The organism is Sinobacterium caligoides, assembly GCF_003752585.1.
GTDB classification, from domain to species: Bacteria; Pseudomonadota; Gammaproteobacteria; order Pseudomonadales; family Sinobacteriaceae; genus Sinobacterium; species Sinobacterium caligoides.
The window spans coordinates 901,107-915,908 of the sequence record NZ_RKHR01000004.1 but is presented as its reverse complement, the minus strand read 5'-3'; the positions used below and the strand labels follow the sequence as shown (position 1 = coordinate 915,908).

General features: G+C 57.2%; 15 protein-coding genes. 10 read left to right on the top strand and 5 right to left on the bottom strand.

Annotated elements, in window-relative coordinates; all coding sequences use genetic code 11:
• Positions 1–198 precede the first annotated feature (198 nt).
• From EDC56_RS10750 to EDC56_RS10740, 3 genes are all read left to right on the top strand, one after another.
• On the top strand, positions 199–765 hold the full coding sequence (locus tag EDC56_RS10750) for a DUF1415 domain-containing protein (protein WP_123712505.1): 567 nt from the start codon (positions 199–201) through the stop codon (positions 763–765).
• A 185-nt stretch (positions 766–950) separates the two neighbouring features.
• The gene (locus tag EDC56_RS10745) at positions 951–1,466 is read left to right on the top strand and encodes an RNA methyltransferase (protein ID WP_123712504.1); all 516 of its coding nucleotides are present in this window, start codon (positions 951–953) and stop codon (positions 1,464–1,466) included.
• Positions 1,467–1,567: 101 nt separating this feature from the next.
• On the top strand, positions 1,568–2,362 hold the full coding sequence (locus EDC56_RS10740; protein ID WP_123712503.1) for a PhzF family phenazine biosynthesis protein: 795 nt from the start codon (positions 1,568–1,570) through the stop codon (positions 2,360–2,362).
• 143 nt (positions 2,363–2,505) lie between these two features.
• On the opposite strand, the gene EDC56_RS10735 is transcribed toward EDC56_RS10740, so the two are convergent.
• Positions 2,506–3,387, bottom strand: a complete 882-nt coding sequence (locus EDC56_RS10735) for a PA4780 family RIO1-like protein kinase (RefSeq protein ID WP_123712502.1) — start codon at positions 3,385–3,387, stop codon at positions 2,506–2,508.
• 182 nt (positions 3,388–3,569) lie between these two features.
• Between EDC56_RS10735 and EDC56_RS19795 the strand changes: the two genes are divergently transcribed.
• Positions 3,570–4,409 (top strand): hypothetical protein, encoded by an 840-nt coding sequence (locus EDC56_RS19795; protein ID WP_211333649.1) that lies wholly within the window; start codon positions 3,570–3,572, stop codon positions 4,407–4,409.
• A 423-nt stretch (positions 4,410–4,832) separates the two neighbouring features.
• Here the strand turns inward: EDC56_RS19795 and EDC56_RS10725 are convergent, their stop codons facing one another.
• Both EDC56_RS10725 and EDC56_RS10720 read right to left on the bottom strand, forming a co-directional pair.
• On the bottom strand, positions 4,833–5,258 hold the full coding sequence (locus EDC56_RS10725) for a DUF3010 family protein (RefSeq protein WP_123712501.1): 426 nt from the start codon (positions 5,256–5,258) through the stop codon (positions 4,833–4,835).
• 111 nt (positions 5,259–5,369) lie between these two features.
• Positions 5,370–5,708 (bottom strand): winged helix-turn-helix transcriptional regulator, encoded by a 339-nt coding sequence (locus tag EDC56_RS10720; RefSeq protein WP_123712500.1) that lies wholly within the window; start codon positions 5,706–5,708, stop codon positions 5,370–5,372.
• Positions 5,709–5,817: 109 nt separating this feature from the next.
• Between EDC56_RS10720 and EDC56_RS10715 the strand changes: the two genes are divergently transcribed.
• The gene (locus EDC56_RS10715; protein WP_123712499.1) at positions 5,818–6,579 is read left to right on the top strand and encodes an SDR family NAD(P)-dependent oxidoreductase; all 762 of its coding nucleotides are present in this window, start codon (positions 5,818–5,820) and stop codon (positions 6,577–6,579) included.
• An 87-nt stretch (positions 6,580–6,666) separates the two neighbouring features.
• Here the strand turns inward: EDC56_RS10715 and EDC56_RS10710 are convergent, their stop codons facing one another.
• Entirely contained in the window at positions 6,667–7,380 is a 714-nt protein-coding gene (locus tag EDC56_RS10710; RefSeq protein ID WP_123712498.1) for a glutamine amidotransferase-related protein, read from the bottom strand.
• 227 nt (positions 7,381–7,607) lie between these two features.
• A complete protein-coding gene (locus tag EDC56_RS10705; protein ID WP_123712497.1) occupies positions 7,608–8,237 on the bottom strand; it encodes a TetR/AcrR family transcriptional regulator in 630 nt (209 codons plus the stop codon).
• Between EDC56_RS10705 and EDC56_RS19610 the strand changes: the two genes are divergently transcribed.
• From EDC56_RS19610 to EDC56_RS10685, 5 genes are read left to right on the top strand one after another with little or no spacing between them, the layout of a single operon-like run.
• Positions 8,236–8,403 (top strand): hypothetical protein, encoded by a 168-nt coding sequence (locus EDC56_RS19610; RefSeq protein ID WP_162844153.1) that lies wholly within the window; start codon positions 8,236–8,238, stop codon positions 8,401–8,403. The two genes, EDC56_RS10705 and EDC56_RS19610, sit on opposite strands and share 2 nt — an antisense overlap.
• Positions 8,404–8,427: 24 nt before the next feature.
• Positions 8,428–10,257 carry an acyclic terpene utilization AtuA family protein gene (locus tag EDC56_RS10700; RefSeq protein ID WP_123712496.1) on the top strand — a complete coding sequence of 610 codons (1,830 nt, stop codon included), beginning with the start codon at positions 8,428–8,430 and terminating at the stop codon, positions 10,255–10,257.
• 4 nt (positions 10,258–10,261) lie between these two features.
• A complete protein-coding gene (locus tag EDC56_RS10695) occupies positions 10,262–11,878 on the top strand; it encodes an acyl-CoA carboxylase subunit beta (protein WP_123712495.1) in 1,617 nt (538 codons plus the stop codon).
• Positions 11,879–11,916: 38 nt separating this feature from the next.
• Entirely contained in the window at positions 11,917–12,762 is an 846-nt protein-coding gene (locus EDC56_RS10690) for an enoyl-CoA hydratase/isomerase family protein (protein WP_123712494.1), read from the top strand.
• Complete coding sequence (locus tag EDC56_RS10685; RefSeq protein WP_123712493.1) at positions 12,759–14,771, top strand: acetyl/propionyl/methylcrotonyl-CoA carboxylase subunit alpha; 2,013 nt, start codon at positions 12,759–12,761, stop codon at positions 14,769–14,771. Before EDC56_RS10690 ends, EDC56_RS10685 begins: the two co-directional genes overlap by 4 nt.
• Positions 14,772–14,802: the final 31 nt, after the last annotated feature.

The following is a 14,802-nucleotide window of genomic DNA, read 5'->3' as shown; positions in this document are numbered from 1 at the left end:
ACAGCTTTTGTTTTGGCCATATTTTCTGTTATCTGCAGTCTATTGTTTGATCGACTTTCACGACAGGCCTCTCTCCTGTTGAACCTTGAACCGCACTTTTTAGTGCGGTTTTTTTTTAATGGCACATTTGTCGTTATTACTCTGCCGACAACCGGTGTATGCTGAGGCCATCGTTGTATAGCCGAAGAGCGGTCGATCATGAGAGAGCAAGCAGAGCATCACAGTAAGATTATCGAGCAGACACAGCGCTGGGTCGAAGCACTGATCGTCGGTCATAATGTCTGCCCGTTTGCGCGCCGAGAGATGCAGAATAATACGATTCATTACACCATTGTCGAGCAGCGGCAGCTGTCGGTGGTGTTAGAGGCGGTGATCGATGAGTGTCGTCGCCTCGATGAACACAACGAGATAGAGACGACGCTGATTATTCTGCCGTCCGGCTTCGAAGGCTTCTACGATTATCTGCACCTAGTCGATCTCGCCAACCAGCTGTTGCTGGAGCAGGATTACGAGAGTGTCTACCAGTTGGCCAGCATGCACCCGGATTATTGTTTCGAGGGAGAGGCGCAGGACGATGCCGCTAACTACACCAACCGCTCGCCCTATCCGATGATTCATATTATCCGCGAGTCGAGTATGGAGCGGGCGCTACGCAACTACAAAGAGCCCGAGGGCATTCCCGAGCGCAACATCGACTTTGCACGAGCCAAAGGGCAGAATTTCTTTGTCGAGTTGTTGGCCGAGTGCATGAACAAGCATCAATAGGGACGCTTGATAGCGCTATCAAAGCGTCTATAAATATCTTGAAAAAGATTTTGAAAAAAGATCTTGAAAAAACATGTTGGAAAAAGAATTGAAAGAGATAGCGTAAAGAAAGCAGGATAAAAAAGCGGTAGAATACGCGGTGAAAAGCACGTTAATGCGCGCTGCAAAAAGAGTAATGAGTAACCATGAGTGAAGAGAAATCCTCGGCCGTCTATATCGGCTTAGTGAATCCCAAGAGCCCGACTAACGTAGGGGCGGTATTGCGTGCCGCTGGCTGTTATCGTGTCGATGCGGTGCGTTATACCGGCCAGCGCTATGCGCGTGCGGCGCAGTATCAGACCGATACCAAAAACCGTGCCGAAACGATTCCGCTTAACCGTGTCGAGGTGCTCAGCGACGACTTACCTGCCGATATGCAGGTGGTCTGCGTCGAGCTGATCGAGGGGGCGACGCCGCTACCAGAGTTTGTGCACCCACCGAAGGCGCTTTATATCTTTGGTCCAGAGGATGGTTCGACTGATCAGCAGGTAGTCGATCGTGCCGATAGCGTGGTGTATATACCGACAGAGGGCTGCATGAACTTGGCGGCGACGGTCAACGTCGTGCTCTATGATCGTCTCGCTAAGGGCGATCTCAGCTTCGCCAACGATGCGCTGATTAGCCACAGTAAAGACCGTAATAGTCGGGCGAAAATTCGCTAACGAAGAAATTGGCAAGTACTAATAGACAGTCGTTTTGAACTGCGACTGAGCTCTCGCTCGGCCCGCTAAACGGCAGAATTTTTTTCTAAGGAATGTGACAAATGCAATTGAAGATGCAACAGGTTGACGCTTTTACCGATGAGTTATTTAAGGGCAATTCCGCCGCCGTGATTGTTTTGCAAAGCTGGCTCGACGAGGCCTTAATGCAGTCGATCGCAATAGAAAACAATCTTTCGGAGACGGCCTTTGCGCGTCAGGTAGCAGAAGATCGTTATGAGTTACGCTGGTTTTCTCCGATCACCGAGATTGCTTTCTGCGGCCACGCTACCCTCGCCACTGCCTTTGTGTTGTTTGGTCAGTACCCGACGATTGAGCGCTTGTGCTTCAGTGCCCCGGCGGTGGGCGAGATGATTATTCAGCGCGGTGACGACGGCTTGATCGACATGGACTTTCCTCACCGCCCCCCGACGGCGTTGGCGGTGGTACCGGAGGCGTTGCGCTCGGGGCTGTCGATCGCGCCGGTGGAGGTGTTGCGCAATGAGCAGGCTTATTTTGTCATCTACGATGAGGCTCGCGACGTTAGGGAGGTGGAGCCAGATCTGGCACTGCTGCGGCAGCTGGCGCCCTACGATGTAGTGGTGACAGCGGCAGCTGATGATGACTACGACTTTATTTCGCGCTATTTCTGGCCGGCCAGTGGTGGAGGCGAAGATCCGGTGACCGGGTCGATTCACACCGGTTTGGCGCCGCTCTGGGCGGAGCGCCTGGATAAGACAGAGCTGCTCGCCTATCAGGCGTCACAGCGTGGCGGCAAGCTGCACTGTCGCGTTGGTGAACAGACGATACGGGTTTCGGGGCGAGCGGTGTTATATCTAGAGGGGGTGATAGAGGTCTAGCAGAGCCTGCTGACGTGGCTCGGGCTGAGCGCACGTCATAGCGTATAACGATGCTAGATCGTAGCGATGTTAGATCGTAGCGATGCTGGATCGTCGTGATGGTGCGACCGTCGCTATGGCGATCGCAGCGTCGTCGAGAGGGTTTACTTGTCGAACTCGCTGTTGTCGGCTAAGTCGATCACCTCGCTGTTGAGGCGCTCCTTACGCTCCTGCTCGTCGGCGAGGATGGCCTTAATCTCGGCCATTACTGAGTCGACATCGGCGATGTGGTCGTCCTCTTCGACCTGCCCGGTGAGGACGGTATCGCCCTCGAGAAGTCCCTCTTCGTAGAGCGCCCAGATCTCCTTGGCATATTGTGTGTCGGCGAGATCGGGGGCGAATTGCGCGTAGTAATCAGTCATGTTGTCGATGTCGCGGGTCAGCATGGCCTCGGCATTGTTGTTGGCGGCGGCATCGACAGCCTGGGGCAGGTCGATGATCACTGGGCCGTAGTCGTCGACCAGGACGTTAAACTCGGAGAGATCGCCGTGTACGATGCCGACAGAGAGCATGCGGGCGACGTCTTGCATCACCTCGGCGTGATCTTCTCGCGCCTGCTCGGCAGACATGGAGACATCGTTCAGACGCGGCGCGACATTGCCTTCGTCGTCGGTGATCAGGTCCATCAATAGCACGCCGTCGAAACAGCCGTAGGGCTGAGGGACGCGCACACCGGCATCGGCGAGGCGGAACAGGGCGTCGACCTCGGCATTTTGCCAAGTCTCCTCCTGTTGTTTACGGCCAAACTTGGACCCCTTCTCGATGGCGCGGGCGCGTCGGCTGTTGCGAACCTTGCGGCCCTCTTGATACTGCACGGCCTTTTTGAAGCTGCGTTTGCTGGCCTCTTTGTAGACCTTGGCGCAGCGAATCTCGTCACCACAGCGTACGGTGTAGACTGTCGCCTCTTTGCCGCTCATGAGCTGGCTGAGGACTTCGTCGACGAGACCGTCTTCGATGAGGGGTAAAATACGTTTGGGAGTTTTCATAGCGCTCTTATACCTTAGAATACCTTGTGATGGAACCGCTAGCCGGCAAATCGCTATCGACAGCCTTCCATGACAACGCTACTGAGGTGCTCGTTATCGTCGATTAGCAAGGTTATTATAAAGTGGCGGGTGAGGCAATGAGGTGTGCTGATGAGTTGTGTTAATGCTGTGCTGGAGAAGAGATGAAATCGATCACTATATTGATGCTATCACTGCTGTGCGCACCGCTGTGGGCGGAGTCGTCGGGGCGGCAGATTACACTGCAGCCGTTTAGCAGTGATGGTTGCAGCGCCTTCCCGGATGGCACACTTAGCGATCGACGCCTCTGGCACCGCTGTTGCGCGGCACATGACTTGGCCTATTGGCGCGGGGGCAGTTATCGCGAGCGGTTGTTCGCCGACCAAGAGCTGGAGCGTTGTGTCAGTGAGGTCGCCGATCCCGAGTTAGCCCTGTTGATGATGGCCGGCGTGCGGGTCGGAGGAACGCCGCTGATCCCGACCAGTTTTCGCTGGGGCTATGGTTGGCCTTACCCTCATCTCTATCACACCCTGACCGCGTGGGAGCAGAAACAGGTGCGCTACCTGCAACCCTCGGCGGCGGCACTGGCGCTGTTTGAACAGCACTCGACGACCGACTTTGGTCAGAACGAGAGCGAGCTCGAGCGTCGCTGGTCGCGACAGAGGGAGAGGCTGCAGGCGGAGTTTAGCCGCAACCGGCAACAGTTTGCGCAGCTGGGACAGCGCGGTACACAAGCGCTGGGTGAGCGTGTCGCGGAGACTCGGGCGCTGCTTGATCGGCAGTTGACTGTGCGCCGTCAGATGCTTCAGCAGCTGGAGTCTGACTGGCGTCGACAATGGCAGTTCGGGCGCACACAGGTGACCACGACGATGCAGGCGATAGAGACAGACTTGCAGTACTGGCTGGAACAGGTCGAGGCGATGCAGCGAGAGGTGGAACAGGTCTTGTTGAGCGATGACGCAGATGACGGAGACAAAAAAGGCATCGAGCGAGGGCGGCGCTGATGCCAGTGTGCGGGGGTATGGTGAGGCTGTGGCCTCAGCTTGTTATTATTTCTGCTACCGCAGGCGGTAACGGTAGTGGTTGCCGGGGGCCGTGTTACTGACTCGCGGCACCATAGTGGCGGGCCACTCGGGCGAGTTTCTTGGTTGTTAGGCAGTGGTTGTGACGGAATCTGTTGGCTGCGGGGTGGCAATCTTTCGCGGGTCTGTTTGCGGTCAGCTGGATCGTGGCGATCGACATCGATTTTCCTTCCGTGGTTGAGTTGCTTTATTTATGCAGCTCAATTTAGCAAGGCTGTGTGACGTCGCGGTGGCAGTTTGATGACAGTGCGATGAAAAATACTGACAGGTGTTATTGTTCGGGGGGAGGGGGTTACGAGGGCCGCCTCGTGATGGTGAATGCGGCCGGGGACTGTCTTGTTTCGCTTAGCTTAACCAGCAGCCGACAAAGGCGCTGATGAAGGCGGTCTCTTGAAACATCTTGAGGCCGGTGTCGGCGAAGTGAATCGGCATCGGGTGCTCTTTTAGTGCCGTCTTGATGTCGTTCTGCGAGACGATATGGACGGGGCTGTCGCCGATCAGTTGCAGGGCGGCCTCCATCTTGAAACCGTGTGCGCTGCCGGCAAACTTGCCCTTGGGCTGGCGTTGTTTGATGACGATTTTATCGACGCGGTAATCCTCGACCAGCTTCTTGAAGGCGAACTGAAAGTCGCGTAGCTGCTCGGCGCTGTTGATGTCGACTAGGTTGAGGCGACGGATCCGGCAGTCGGGCAAGCTGAATAAGTTGCCGGTCTGCTCAAGTAGGCAGATGTTTGCCTCGTTGCCTTTCATTTCTACGCCAATGACTCTCATGATAAACCTCTGTTCAATAGATGCGGGCGATTATAGCAAATCATAGGCGACTCTAGGGATATTAGCGTGACTAGTGCGGTGATCGTTGAGCGAGGTCTCACCTAGCTCAGTCTAGTCGTCGTCTAAACCCTGTTGTAGCTCCTCTAACTGATCGAGAATGGCGACGAATTTGCGGCCAAAGTCGGTGAAACGATATTCCACCCTGGGCGGCACTTCGTTGAAGGCGTGGCGTTCAATAATGCCGTATTCGGTGTTGTGCCTGAGGCAGTTATTGAGCACCTTGGTGGTGAGTCCTTCGACGCTGCGCACCATTTCGCCGGGGCGATTGATCTCGTGCTTGAGCAGCTGGTAGACAGTCAGCGACCACTTGCAGCCACAGATGGTCTCGACCATGCGCGCCGAGCGCTCCGGTGCAGACCGACGCGAAAATAATTTTTCGTTGTTTTTCATTAACAAGTACTCCCTGGTAAGTACCTGACTAAAAAGTACTTACTTTTTTTCTAACGCGGTGCCGCCTACTCTGGCCGCAGCTTTTCAACAAACAGTAGGCGAGAGTAGCATGAAAAATAGCACACAGGCATTAATCATCGGCGGTAGCAGCGGTATGGGTTTGGCGACGGCAAAGCGACTATTAGAGCGTGATGTCAACGTGACTATTGTCGGGCGAAAGGGGGATAAATTGGCGCAAGCCGAGGCTTACCTGTCAACGTTTGGTCAGGTGGAGAGGGTGCAGGCCGACCTGCAAGACAGTGCCGACGTCGACAGGCTGATTGGTTATATTGAGGCGGCTGACCACCGTATCGATTATTTCGTCAACGCGGCGGGCTATTTTAAACCGACGGACTTTCTGGCACACAGCCGTGCAGACTATGATCTCTACATGGGCTTTAATCGCGCCAGTTTCTTCATCTCACAGGCGGTGGCGCGGCACATGGGGCAGCAGGGCGGAGGCAGCATTGTCCATATCGGCTCGATGTGGGCGCAGCAGGCGATCAAGGCCACCCCCTCTTCGGCCTACTCGATGGCGAAGGCGGGCTTGCATGCGCTGACCCAGCATATGGCGATGGAGTTGGCCGACGACGGTATTCGCGTCAACGCTGTCTCGCCGGCGGTGGTCAATACGCCTATTTATGAGGGCTTTATTGCCGCCGATGCACTCGAGGAGACGATGGCGAGCTTCGATAGTTTTCATCCGATCGGACGCACCGGCAGCGCCGATGATGTGGCAGCGGTGATTACCTTTCTGCTCGGCGATGAGGCTGGTTGGGTGACGGGGGCAATCTGGGATGTCGACGGCGGTGTGATGGCGGGACGTAACTAGTCCCGCCTATTTAAAGGGGAGGGGTTAGAGACGAGGGTATAGAGGCTAGGGTATTGAGGGTCGGCAACTGGCGATACGCTCGCTCTCTTAGCGCCTCGTTTGCTCCTGCATCCAGCGTAGCAAGCGCTTCCCTAGCCACTGCGCATCAGTCTGTTGCGCTAGGCTGGCCACCGCCTCGCTGAAATGTGCCGGGCTAAACTCAGCCCTTCTTCGCTCGAGCAAGCGCTGAGTATACTCGACACTGAACTCGGGGTGGCCCTGAAAAGCGATGACTGTCGTGCCAAGCGAGAAGGCGGCATAGGGACAGAATTCGTCGGTGAGTAATGGCTCTGCGCGTGCCGGTAGCGCGGTGACCTGATCCTGGTGGGAATAGATCAGTTTCAGTGTGTTCTTGTCGGCTAATAATGCGCTTGATTGAGTCGTGGTGTTCAGCTCGCGCACACCGATACCCCAGCCTTTGCTGGATTTACTGACCTCCCCCCCTAGGGCGGCGGCGAGTAGTTGATGACCAAAGCAGAGCCCAAGTAGGGCGGCGCCGTTGCTGTGGGCTTGCTGTACCCAGTGTTTTAAATGCTTAATCCAGGCGTGGTCTTCGTAGGCGGCGGCCTTGGACCCGGTGATCAGGTAGATTTCACCGGCTTTAGGTTGCGGCGGGAGTTGCTGCTGTAGAGCATCAAAAAAGCGGGTTTCAATGCGGCTATCAAGGGCGCTGAAGAAGGTCTTAAACATGGTGCCGTAGGAGTGATATTCTGGCTTCAACTCAGGGCTTAATTCATCGCATTCGATAATATTAATTCGCATCGTTCACCTGCTATTAGGGATAACTCGAAGCTTTATTTTTACGCCGAATTGATTATTAGGGCAAGCGCGACTTGGCCGCTAAATGAACGCTGTGATAGCGAATATTATGGCGGTTGATCTAGGTTAAAATCGCGTTGCTTTTAAGCGAGGTGTAGCGAGTGCTGACGGCTATTTTATCGCCGCTTTATGTTATCCAAAGCCGCTTTTCTAATGCGTTTTGTGACGCGCTATCCGTTGGCGCTGATCATCGTCAGCACCTCTTCGGCGAGTGCGCGCATGCTCATGTCGCCCTCGCTGTCGTACCAGTTTTGGCTCCAGCTCAAGGCGCCGGTAAGCAGCCGGCGGGTGAGGGCGGCATCGGTGCGTATCAGCCCCTCTTGCTTCGCCTGGCTGAGGGTGTCTAGCCACAGCTGCTCGTACTCCTGTCGCAGCTTCAATATCGCCCGCTGACTCTCTTCGCTGAGGCCGCGCCACTCAAAGACCAGTACCGCCATCGCCTCGCCAGTATCGCCGTTGATCGAATCCAGCTCTGACTCAATCAGCGCCAATAGCTTGCCACGTGTCTGCTGCTCTGGCTCGGCCGCTTGCTTGAGCTTGGCGGTGGTGTAGATCACGGTGTCACGCATCACGGCGTGCAGAATGGCTTCTTTACTCTTGTAGTGATGAAATAAGCTACCGCTCTGAATACCGAGCGCTGCGGCCAAATCGCGCACGGTGGTCTTATCGTAGCCTTTTTGACGGAATAACTTGGCGGCCTCTGTCAACAATTTACCGCGCGCGCTGCTCGGATCGTTAATCAGTTCATCTTTTATCAGTTGTCGCTTCAGGGTTAGAGACATTGCTTGATTTACCGTCATGAGAAAGTCACATTTATCGTCGATAGTAGGGCCGTTCAGCGTCGAACAGTGGCTCTGTGAGTATACCCAGCCCTTTGATGCTTTACAAACCAAGCGCTTGCTTGGTAGTCTTATTGGCAACAATAACATTGTCGACTTTTTTGTCTGTAGACGGGTCGATGACTAGGCTGAACATACATGGGAAGACATCATGAGCGCTACACCTAGCTCCGTTCGTATTGGCTGTGCCTCCGCCTTCTGGGGCGATACCGAGACCGCCGCCCAGCAGTTGATCGAGGGCGGCCAGCTCGACTACTTGGTTTTTGATTATCTCGCTGAGATTACCATGGCGATCATGGCCGGACAGAAGCTGCGCAACCCGGAGAGTGGCTTCGCCGCTGATTTCGTGCGCCCGGTGATGGCGCCGCTGTTAACGCAGATCAAACAGCAGGGAGTGAAGGTGGTCAGCAATGCCGGCGGCATTAACCCGCAAGCCTGTGCCGCAGCATTGCAAGAGCAAGCGGAGCGACAGGGGGTGGCACTGAAGATTGCCGTGGTCGACGGTGACGATCTGTCGGCGCAGCAGCCGGCCTATCGTGAGGCCGACCTGCGGGAGATGTTCAGCGGTGCGGCGATGCCCGAGTCGGTACTGAGCATGAATGCTTACCTGGGCGTCGAGGCGATCGTCAAGGCGCTGGCCGAGGGCGCGGATGTAGTGATTACCGGCCGCGTCGTCGATAGTGCCGTGGCGGTGGCGCCACTGGTGCACGAGTTCGGTTGGTCGATGACCGACTACGACAAGTTGGCTCAGGCGAGCCTCGCCGGTCATATCATCGAGTGTGGCGCCCACTGTACCGGTGGTAACTTTACCGATTGGCAGTTGGTCGAGGACGGCTTTGCCAATATGGGTTTCCCGATCGTGGAAGTCGAGGCGAACGGTGCCTTTGTCGTCTCCAAGCCCGAACACACCGGTGGCTTAGTCAGCTGTGCGACCGTCGCAGAGCAGATCGTCTACGAGATTGGCGACCCCCATAACTACCTGCTGCCGGATGTGGTCTGCGACTTCTCTGCGGTGCAGTTAACTCAGCTCGGCAAGGATCGTGTCGCGGTCAGCGGTGCCACGGGTCGAGCGCCGAGCCCCTATTACAAGATGTCGCTGACCTACTTAGATGGCTATAAGTGTACCGCCAGCTTCCTGTTGGCCGGTATCGATGCACGCGCCAAGGCTAAGGCGGTGAGTGAGGCGATTCTCAGCAAGACCAGCAGGCTGTTTGATCAGCGCGGTTTGGCGGCCTACAGTGCGACAGATGTTGAGTTGCTCGGCAGCAATGCGACCTATAACGACGACCAGTTTGCCGAGGATAATCAGCAGCTGGCACGCTTGGGCCGAGAGATTGTGGTCAAGATCAGTGTCGCCCACCAGGACAAGAAAGCGCTCGGTTTATTTGCCCGAGAGATTGCCCAGGCTGCCACGGCGATGGCGCCGGGGCTGACCGGTCTCGTCGGTGGTCGGCCTTCGGTGACGCCAAAGATCGGTCTGTTCTCAGCGCTTGTGGATAAGTCCGACTGCCAGCCGACAGTCACCCTTGGCGAGCAGCGCTGGCCGTTGCCCTTGAGGCACGTCGAGGCAGAGCCAGAAGCTGCGTACAGCGAGCCTGAGCTGGCTGTTACAGAACCGCTGACGTCGACGGTGCCGCTGGTGAAGCTGGCCTGGGCGCGCAGTGGCGACAAGGGCAACCATAGCAATATTGGTGTCATCGCCCGTGAGCCAGAGTTCTTAAATTATATCGAGGCGAGTCTGACAGACAGTGCGGTGGCGGCGTATTTTAGCCATGTGCTGGCGGACGACGGTCGCGTGCAGAGCTGGCGTCTGCCCGGTTTCTCGGCGCGCAATTATCTGCTCGAAAACAGCCTGGGCGGTGGCGGCATCAGCAGCCTCCGCATCGACCCTCAGGGTAAGGCTTATGCACAGCAGTTATTACAATTTCCGATCAACGTTCCCATGGCGCTAGCACAGCGCCTGATGTCCGAAGAAGGTTAATACGATGGATGTTATAGAGTCACAAGTCGATGTGAATAGTGCGGCGTTCGCCGCCAACTGCAACTTCATGCAGGGCTGCATCGACGAGTTTAGAGCCATTGAACAGCGGGTGCTGGATAAGGCACAGGCGGCGGCAAAGAAGTTTGCCGCACAGGGCAAGATATTGCCTCGAGACAGAGTGGACCTGTTAGTCGATAAGGGCACGCCCTTTGTCGAGCTGTTATCGCTGGCCGGTTATCAGATGCACGACGATAAAGATGGCACTCAGGCCGGTGGCGGCCTCATTGCCGGCATCGGTTACGTGGCCGGTGTGCGCTGCATGATCATGGCCAACAATAGCGCCATCAAAGGCGGTACTATCTCGCCGACCGGTCTCGATAAGACACTGCGCCTGCAGCAGATTGCGCTGGAAAATAAACTGCCGATCGTCAACCTCTCCGAGAGTGGCGGTGCCAACTTGAATTACGCCACCGAGGTGTTTGTTCAGGGTGCCCGTGGCTTTGCCAATCAGGCGCGATTGTCGGCGGCTGGGTTACCGCAGGTGACGGTGGTGCACGGTAACGCCACTGCCGGCGGTGCCTATCAACCGGGATTGTCGGACTATGTGATTGCGGTACGCAACAAGACCAAGATGTTCCTCGCCGGCCCGCCGCTACTGAAGGCGGCGACCGGAGAGATCGCCAGTGATGAAGAGCTGGGTGGCGCCGAGCTGCACGCGCAGATTGCCGGCACCGTCGAGTTTCTCGCCGAGGATGACCGCGATGGTATTCGTCAGGCCCGCAACATCGTCGGCTCACTGCCCTGGGATGAGCAGAGCGAGCACCGTGCCCCGCAGGCGTTTGACGAGCCACTCTATTCACCGCAGGAGCTGTTGGGGGTGGTACCGTGCGAGGCCCGTCAGCCCTACGATGTGCGAGAGATTGTCGCCCGCATCGCCGACGGCTCGCGCTTCCTCGATTTTAAGAACGAGTACGACAATCACACCGTCTGTGGTTGGAGCAAGATCCACGGTTACAGCGTCGGTATCATCGGCAATAACGGCCCAATCACGACGCGGGGTGCGACCAAGGCGGCGCAGTTTATTCAGCTCTGCGAGCAGTCCAATACGCCACTGTTGTTCTTACATAACACCACCGGTTTTCTGGTCGGCACCGATGCCGAACGCAACGCCATTATCAAGCACGGCTCGAAGATGATTCAGGCCGTGGCCAATGCCAGGGTGCCGAAGGTGAGTATTGTCGTCGGCGGTTCCTATGGTGCCGGTAACTATGCGATGTGCGGCCGCGGTTTCGACCCTCGCTTTATCTTCGCCTGGCCTAATAGCAAGACGGCGGTGATGGGCGGCGCGCAGGCGGGCAAGGTGCTGCGGATCGTCACCGAAGAGAAGCAGCTAAAGATGGGGCAGGAACCGGACCAGCAGATGCTGGATCAGCTGGAAAACGGTGTGAAAGACATGTTAGAGGCGGGCTCGACAGCGCTGTTTGGTACCGCTCACCTGTGGGACGATGGCCTGATCGACCCCCGTGATACACGCACCTTACTAGGCATGGTATTGGATCTATGCCGAGACTCGGAGCGCCGTTCACTGCGCTCCTCGAGCTTCGGCGTAGCAAGGTTTTAACGGTCCAAGTGACCGATAGATTGTAGAGAGAATGATCGATGACTAAGTTAGTAGAACTGCTCAAGACGACACAGAGCGAGAAACTAAACACCCTAAAGCTAGGTTTCGAGGCGCAGGTGTTGACGGTAACATTGAACCGACCGAATGCCCGCAACGCGATGAATATGACCATGGTCGATGAGCTGCTGGAGGTGTTTGCGGCGATCGAAGATGACGCCAACATCCGCGCGGTGATCTTGCGTGGTGCGGCGGCCAACTTTTGTGCCGGCGGTGATATTAAAGACATGTCGCAGGCGCGTCAGGCGGTCAGCGAAGATAGCCAGGCGTTCTATCGTCTGAACCGCCGCTTCGGTGAGTTGATCACCCGTGTTAATGCCTGCCCAGTGGTGGTGGTCGCGGTACTGGAAGGCGCGGTACTCGGCGGAGGCTTCGGCCTCGCCTGTGTCAGCGATGTGGCGATCTGTCACCGCAAGGCGCAGTTTGGTCTGCCGGAATCGGGGCTGGGCATTCCGCCAGCGCAGATCGCCGCCTTTGTGGTGCAGCGTATCGGCCTGACCCAGGCCCGCCGCTTAGCCCTGTTAGGTACACGTTTCAACGGAGCCGAAGCCTACCGCTTGGGCTTGGTACACTTTGTCTGTGACGACGACGAGGCGGTGGAGCGCAAGCTGCGCGATACCTTGGCGGAATTACGCAGCTGTGCGCCGAATGCCAACCGGGTGACGAAGAAGATTATTCAGGCCGTTGGCCACCAGCCCTTAGAGCAGCTGCTCGATGAGGCGGCAGAGGCCTTCTCGCAGGCAGTGCAGAGCGATGAAGGGGTTGAGGGGACGACGGCTTTCGTCGGTAAGCGTTTGCCCGAGTGGGCGAAGGCGGGTGACGCATGAGCCGCTGCCAGCCGTTTACCAGTGTCTTAGTCGCCAACCGTGGTGAGATCGCGCTGCGCGTCATCGAGAGTGCCAAGCAGCAGGGCTACCGGACGGTAGCGTTGTACAGCCCGGTTGATGCCGATAGCCCGCATGTGGCGGCTGCCGATAGCGCGGTGCGTCTCGAAGGTAATTCGATCGACGCCAGCTATCTTAATATCGAGCAGGTGTTTGCTGCGGCGCGAGCGTCGGCTGCCGATGCCATTCACCCCGGTTATGGCTTCTTTTCCGAGAATGCGGAGTTTGCCGAGCGCTGCGCTGACGAAGGCATCGTCTTCATTGGTCCGAGCGCTGCTTCGATTGTCGAGATGGGCAGTAAGCGTCAGGCAAAGCTGAAGATGATTGCCGCCGGTGTGCCCTGTATACCAGGCTATGAGGGGGCGGAGCAGTCTAACGATGAGCTGCTGCGTCAGGCTGAAGCCATTGGTTGGCCAGTGATGATTAAGGCCAGCGCCGGTGGCGGTGGTCGAGGCATGCGTCTGGTCGACAGTGCCGACAGCTTTATCGAGCAGCTGGCGATGGCGCGCAGTGAGGCGCTGAACGCCTTTGGCAACGATGAGATTATCCTGGAGAAGGCGCTGGTCCGTGCTCGTCATATCGAGGTGCAGGTGTTCGGTGATCGCTTTGGCAATGCCGTCTATCTTGGTGAGCGTGATTGCTCGCTACAGCGCCGCCACCAGAAGGTGGTCGAAGAGGCTCCCTCGCCGGCGGTCGATGAGACCCTACGCCAGGCGATGGGTGAGGCGGCAGTACGCGCCACCAAGGCCTGTGATTACATCGGTGCTGGCACTATAGAATTTTTGTTAGATGCCGACGGTGCGTTTTACTTCCTCGAGATGAATACACGCTTACAGGTCGAGCACCCGGTGACAGAATGGGTGACGGGACTGGATCTAGTCGCCTGGCAGTTACAGGTGGCGGCGGGTCATGCGCTGCCGAAGCAGCAGCATGAGATTGGTTTGAGCGGACACGCGATCGAGGTGCGCCTCTATGCCGAGGATCCCGCTCAGCAGTTCATGCCGCAGACCGGTGTCGTCGATGCCTGGCTGCCGGCGGCGAACGAGGGGCTGCGCATCGATGCCGGTATCAGTGCCGGCCAGCCAGTGAGTCCGTATTACGACCCGATGCTGGCGAAGCTGATCGCCTTTGGCGAGGATCGCGAGATGGCGCGCCGGCGCTTGCTGAGAGCGCTGCAAAATAGCGTGTTAACCGGGGTGCGTTGTAACCAGAGCTTCCTCGCGCGGCTGTTACAAGACCCGGTGTTTATCGCCGGTGAGGCCACCACCGACTATATCGACCATCAGCTCGACTTAGCCTCGCTGTTAGCGCCGGCAGAGGGACAGCAGGCGTTAGCGCAGGCACTCGCAGCCGTCTTCCTTGCTAGCCAAGGCGGTTCTGCAACGGAGGCGGGTGGCTGGAGTAACGGTCTCAGGCAGCCGCATCGTTTGCTGCTACAGGGTGAGGATGACAGCCGTACCGAGATCAGCGTCAGCCGTGAGCAAGCGGTTTATTGCTGCCAGATTGGCGAGCAACAACTGCGCTTGCGCTGGCAGGTGCCGGTTAGCTGCGCGGCGGCGACCTATCGTTGTCGCTTCGCGCTGTCGTTGGCGGAGCAGGTCTTCGTCGATGCCGAGGCCTATATCCACTATGTCGCGAGCAGCGGTACGATCTCTGTGTCGATGCTGGGCGATAGCAGCAGCTTTCACGATGTCACATTAGCGGCACCGGAGACGCGGGCTGGTGCTGCCAGTGGTCGCATTGTGGCGCCGATGGATGGCAGCATTTATCAGCTACTGGTCGAGCAGGGTGAGCGCGTTAGCCAGGGGCAGACGCTGGCGATACTCGAGGCGATGAAGATGGAACACCCACTGAAGGCCGACTGTGACGGCGTGGTGGAGGCGGTGCAAATCACTCAGGGCGAGCAGGTGAGCATTCGTCAGACCGTGATTGTGCTGAGCGCCGACGAGTAAGAGCTCACTGCGCCACCGTGCTAACGTTTTT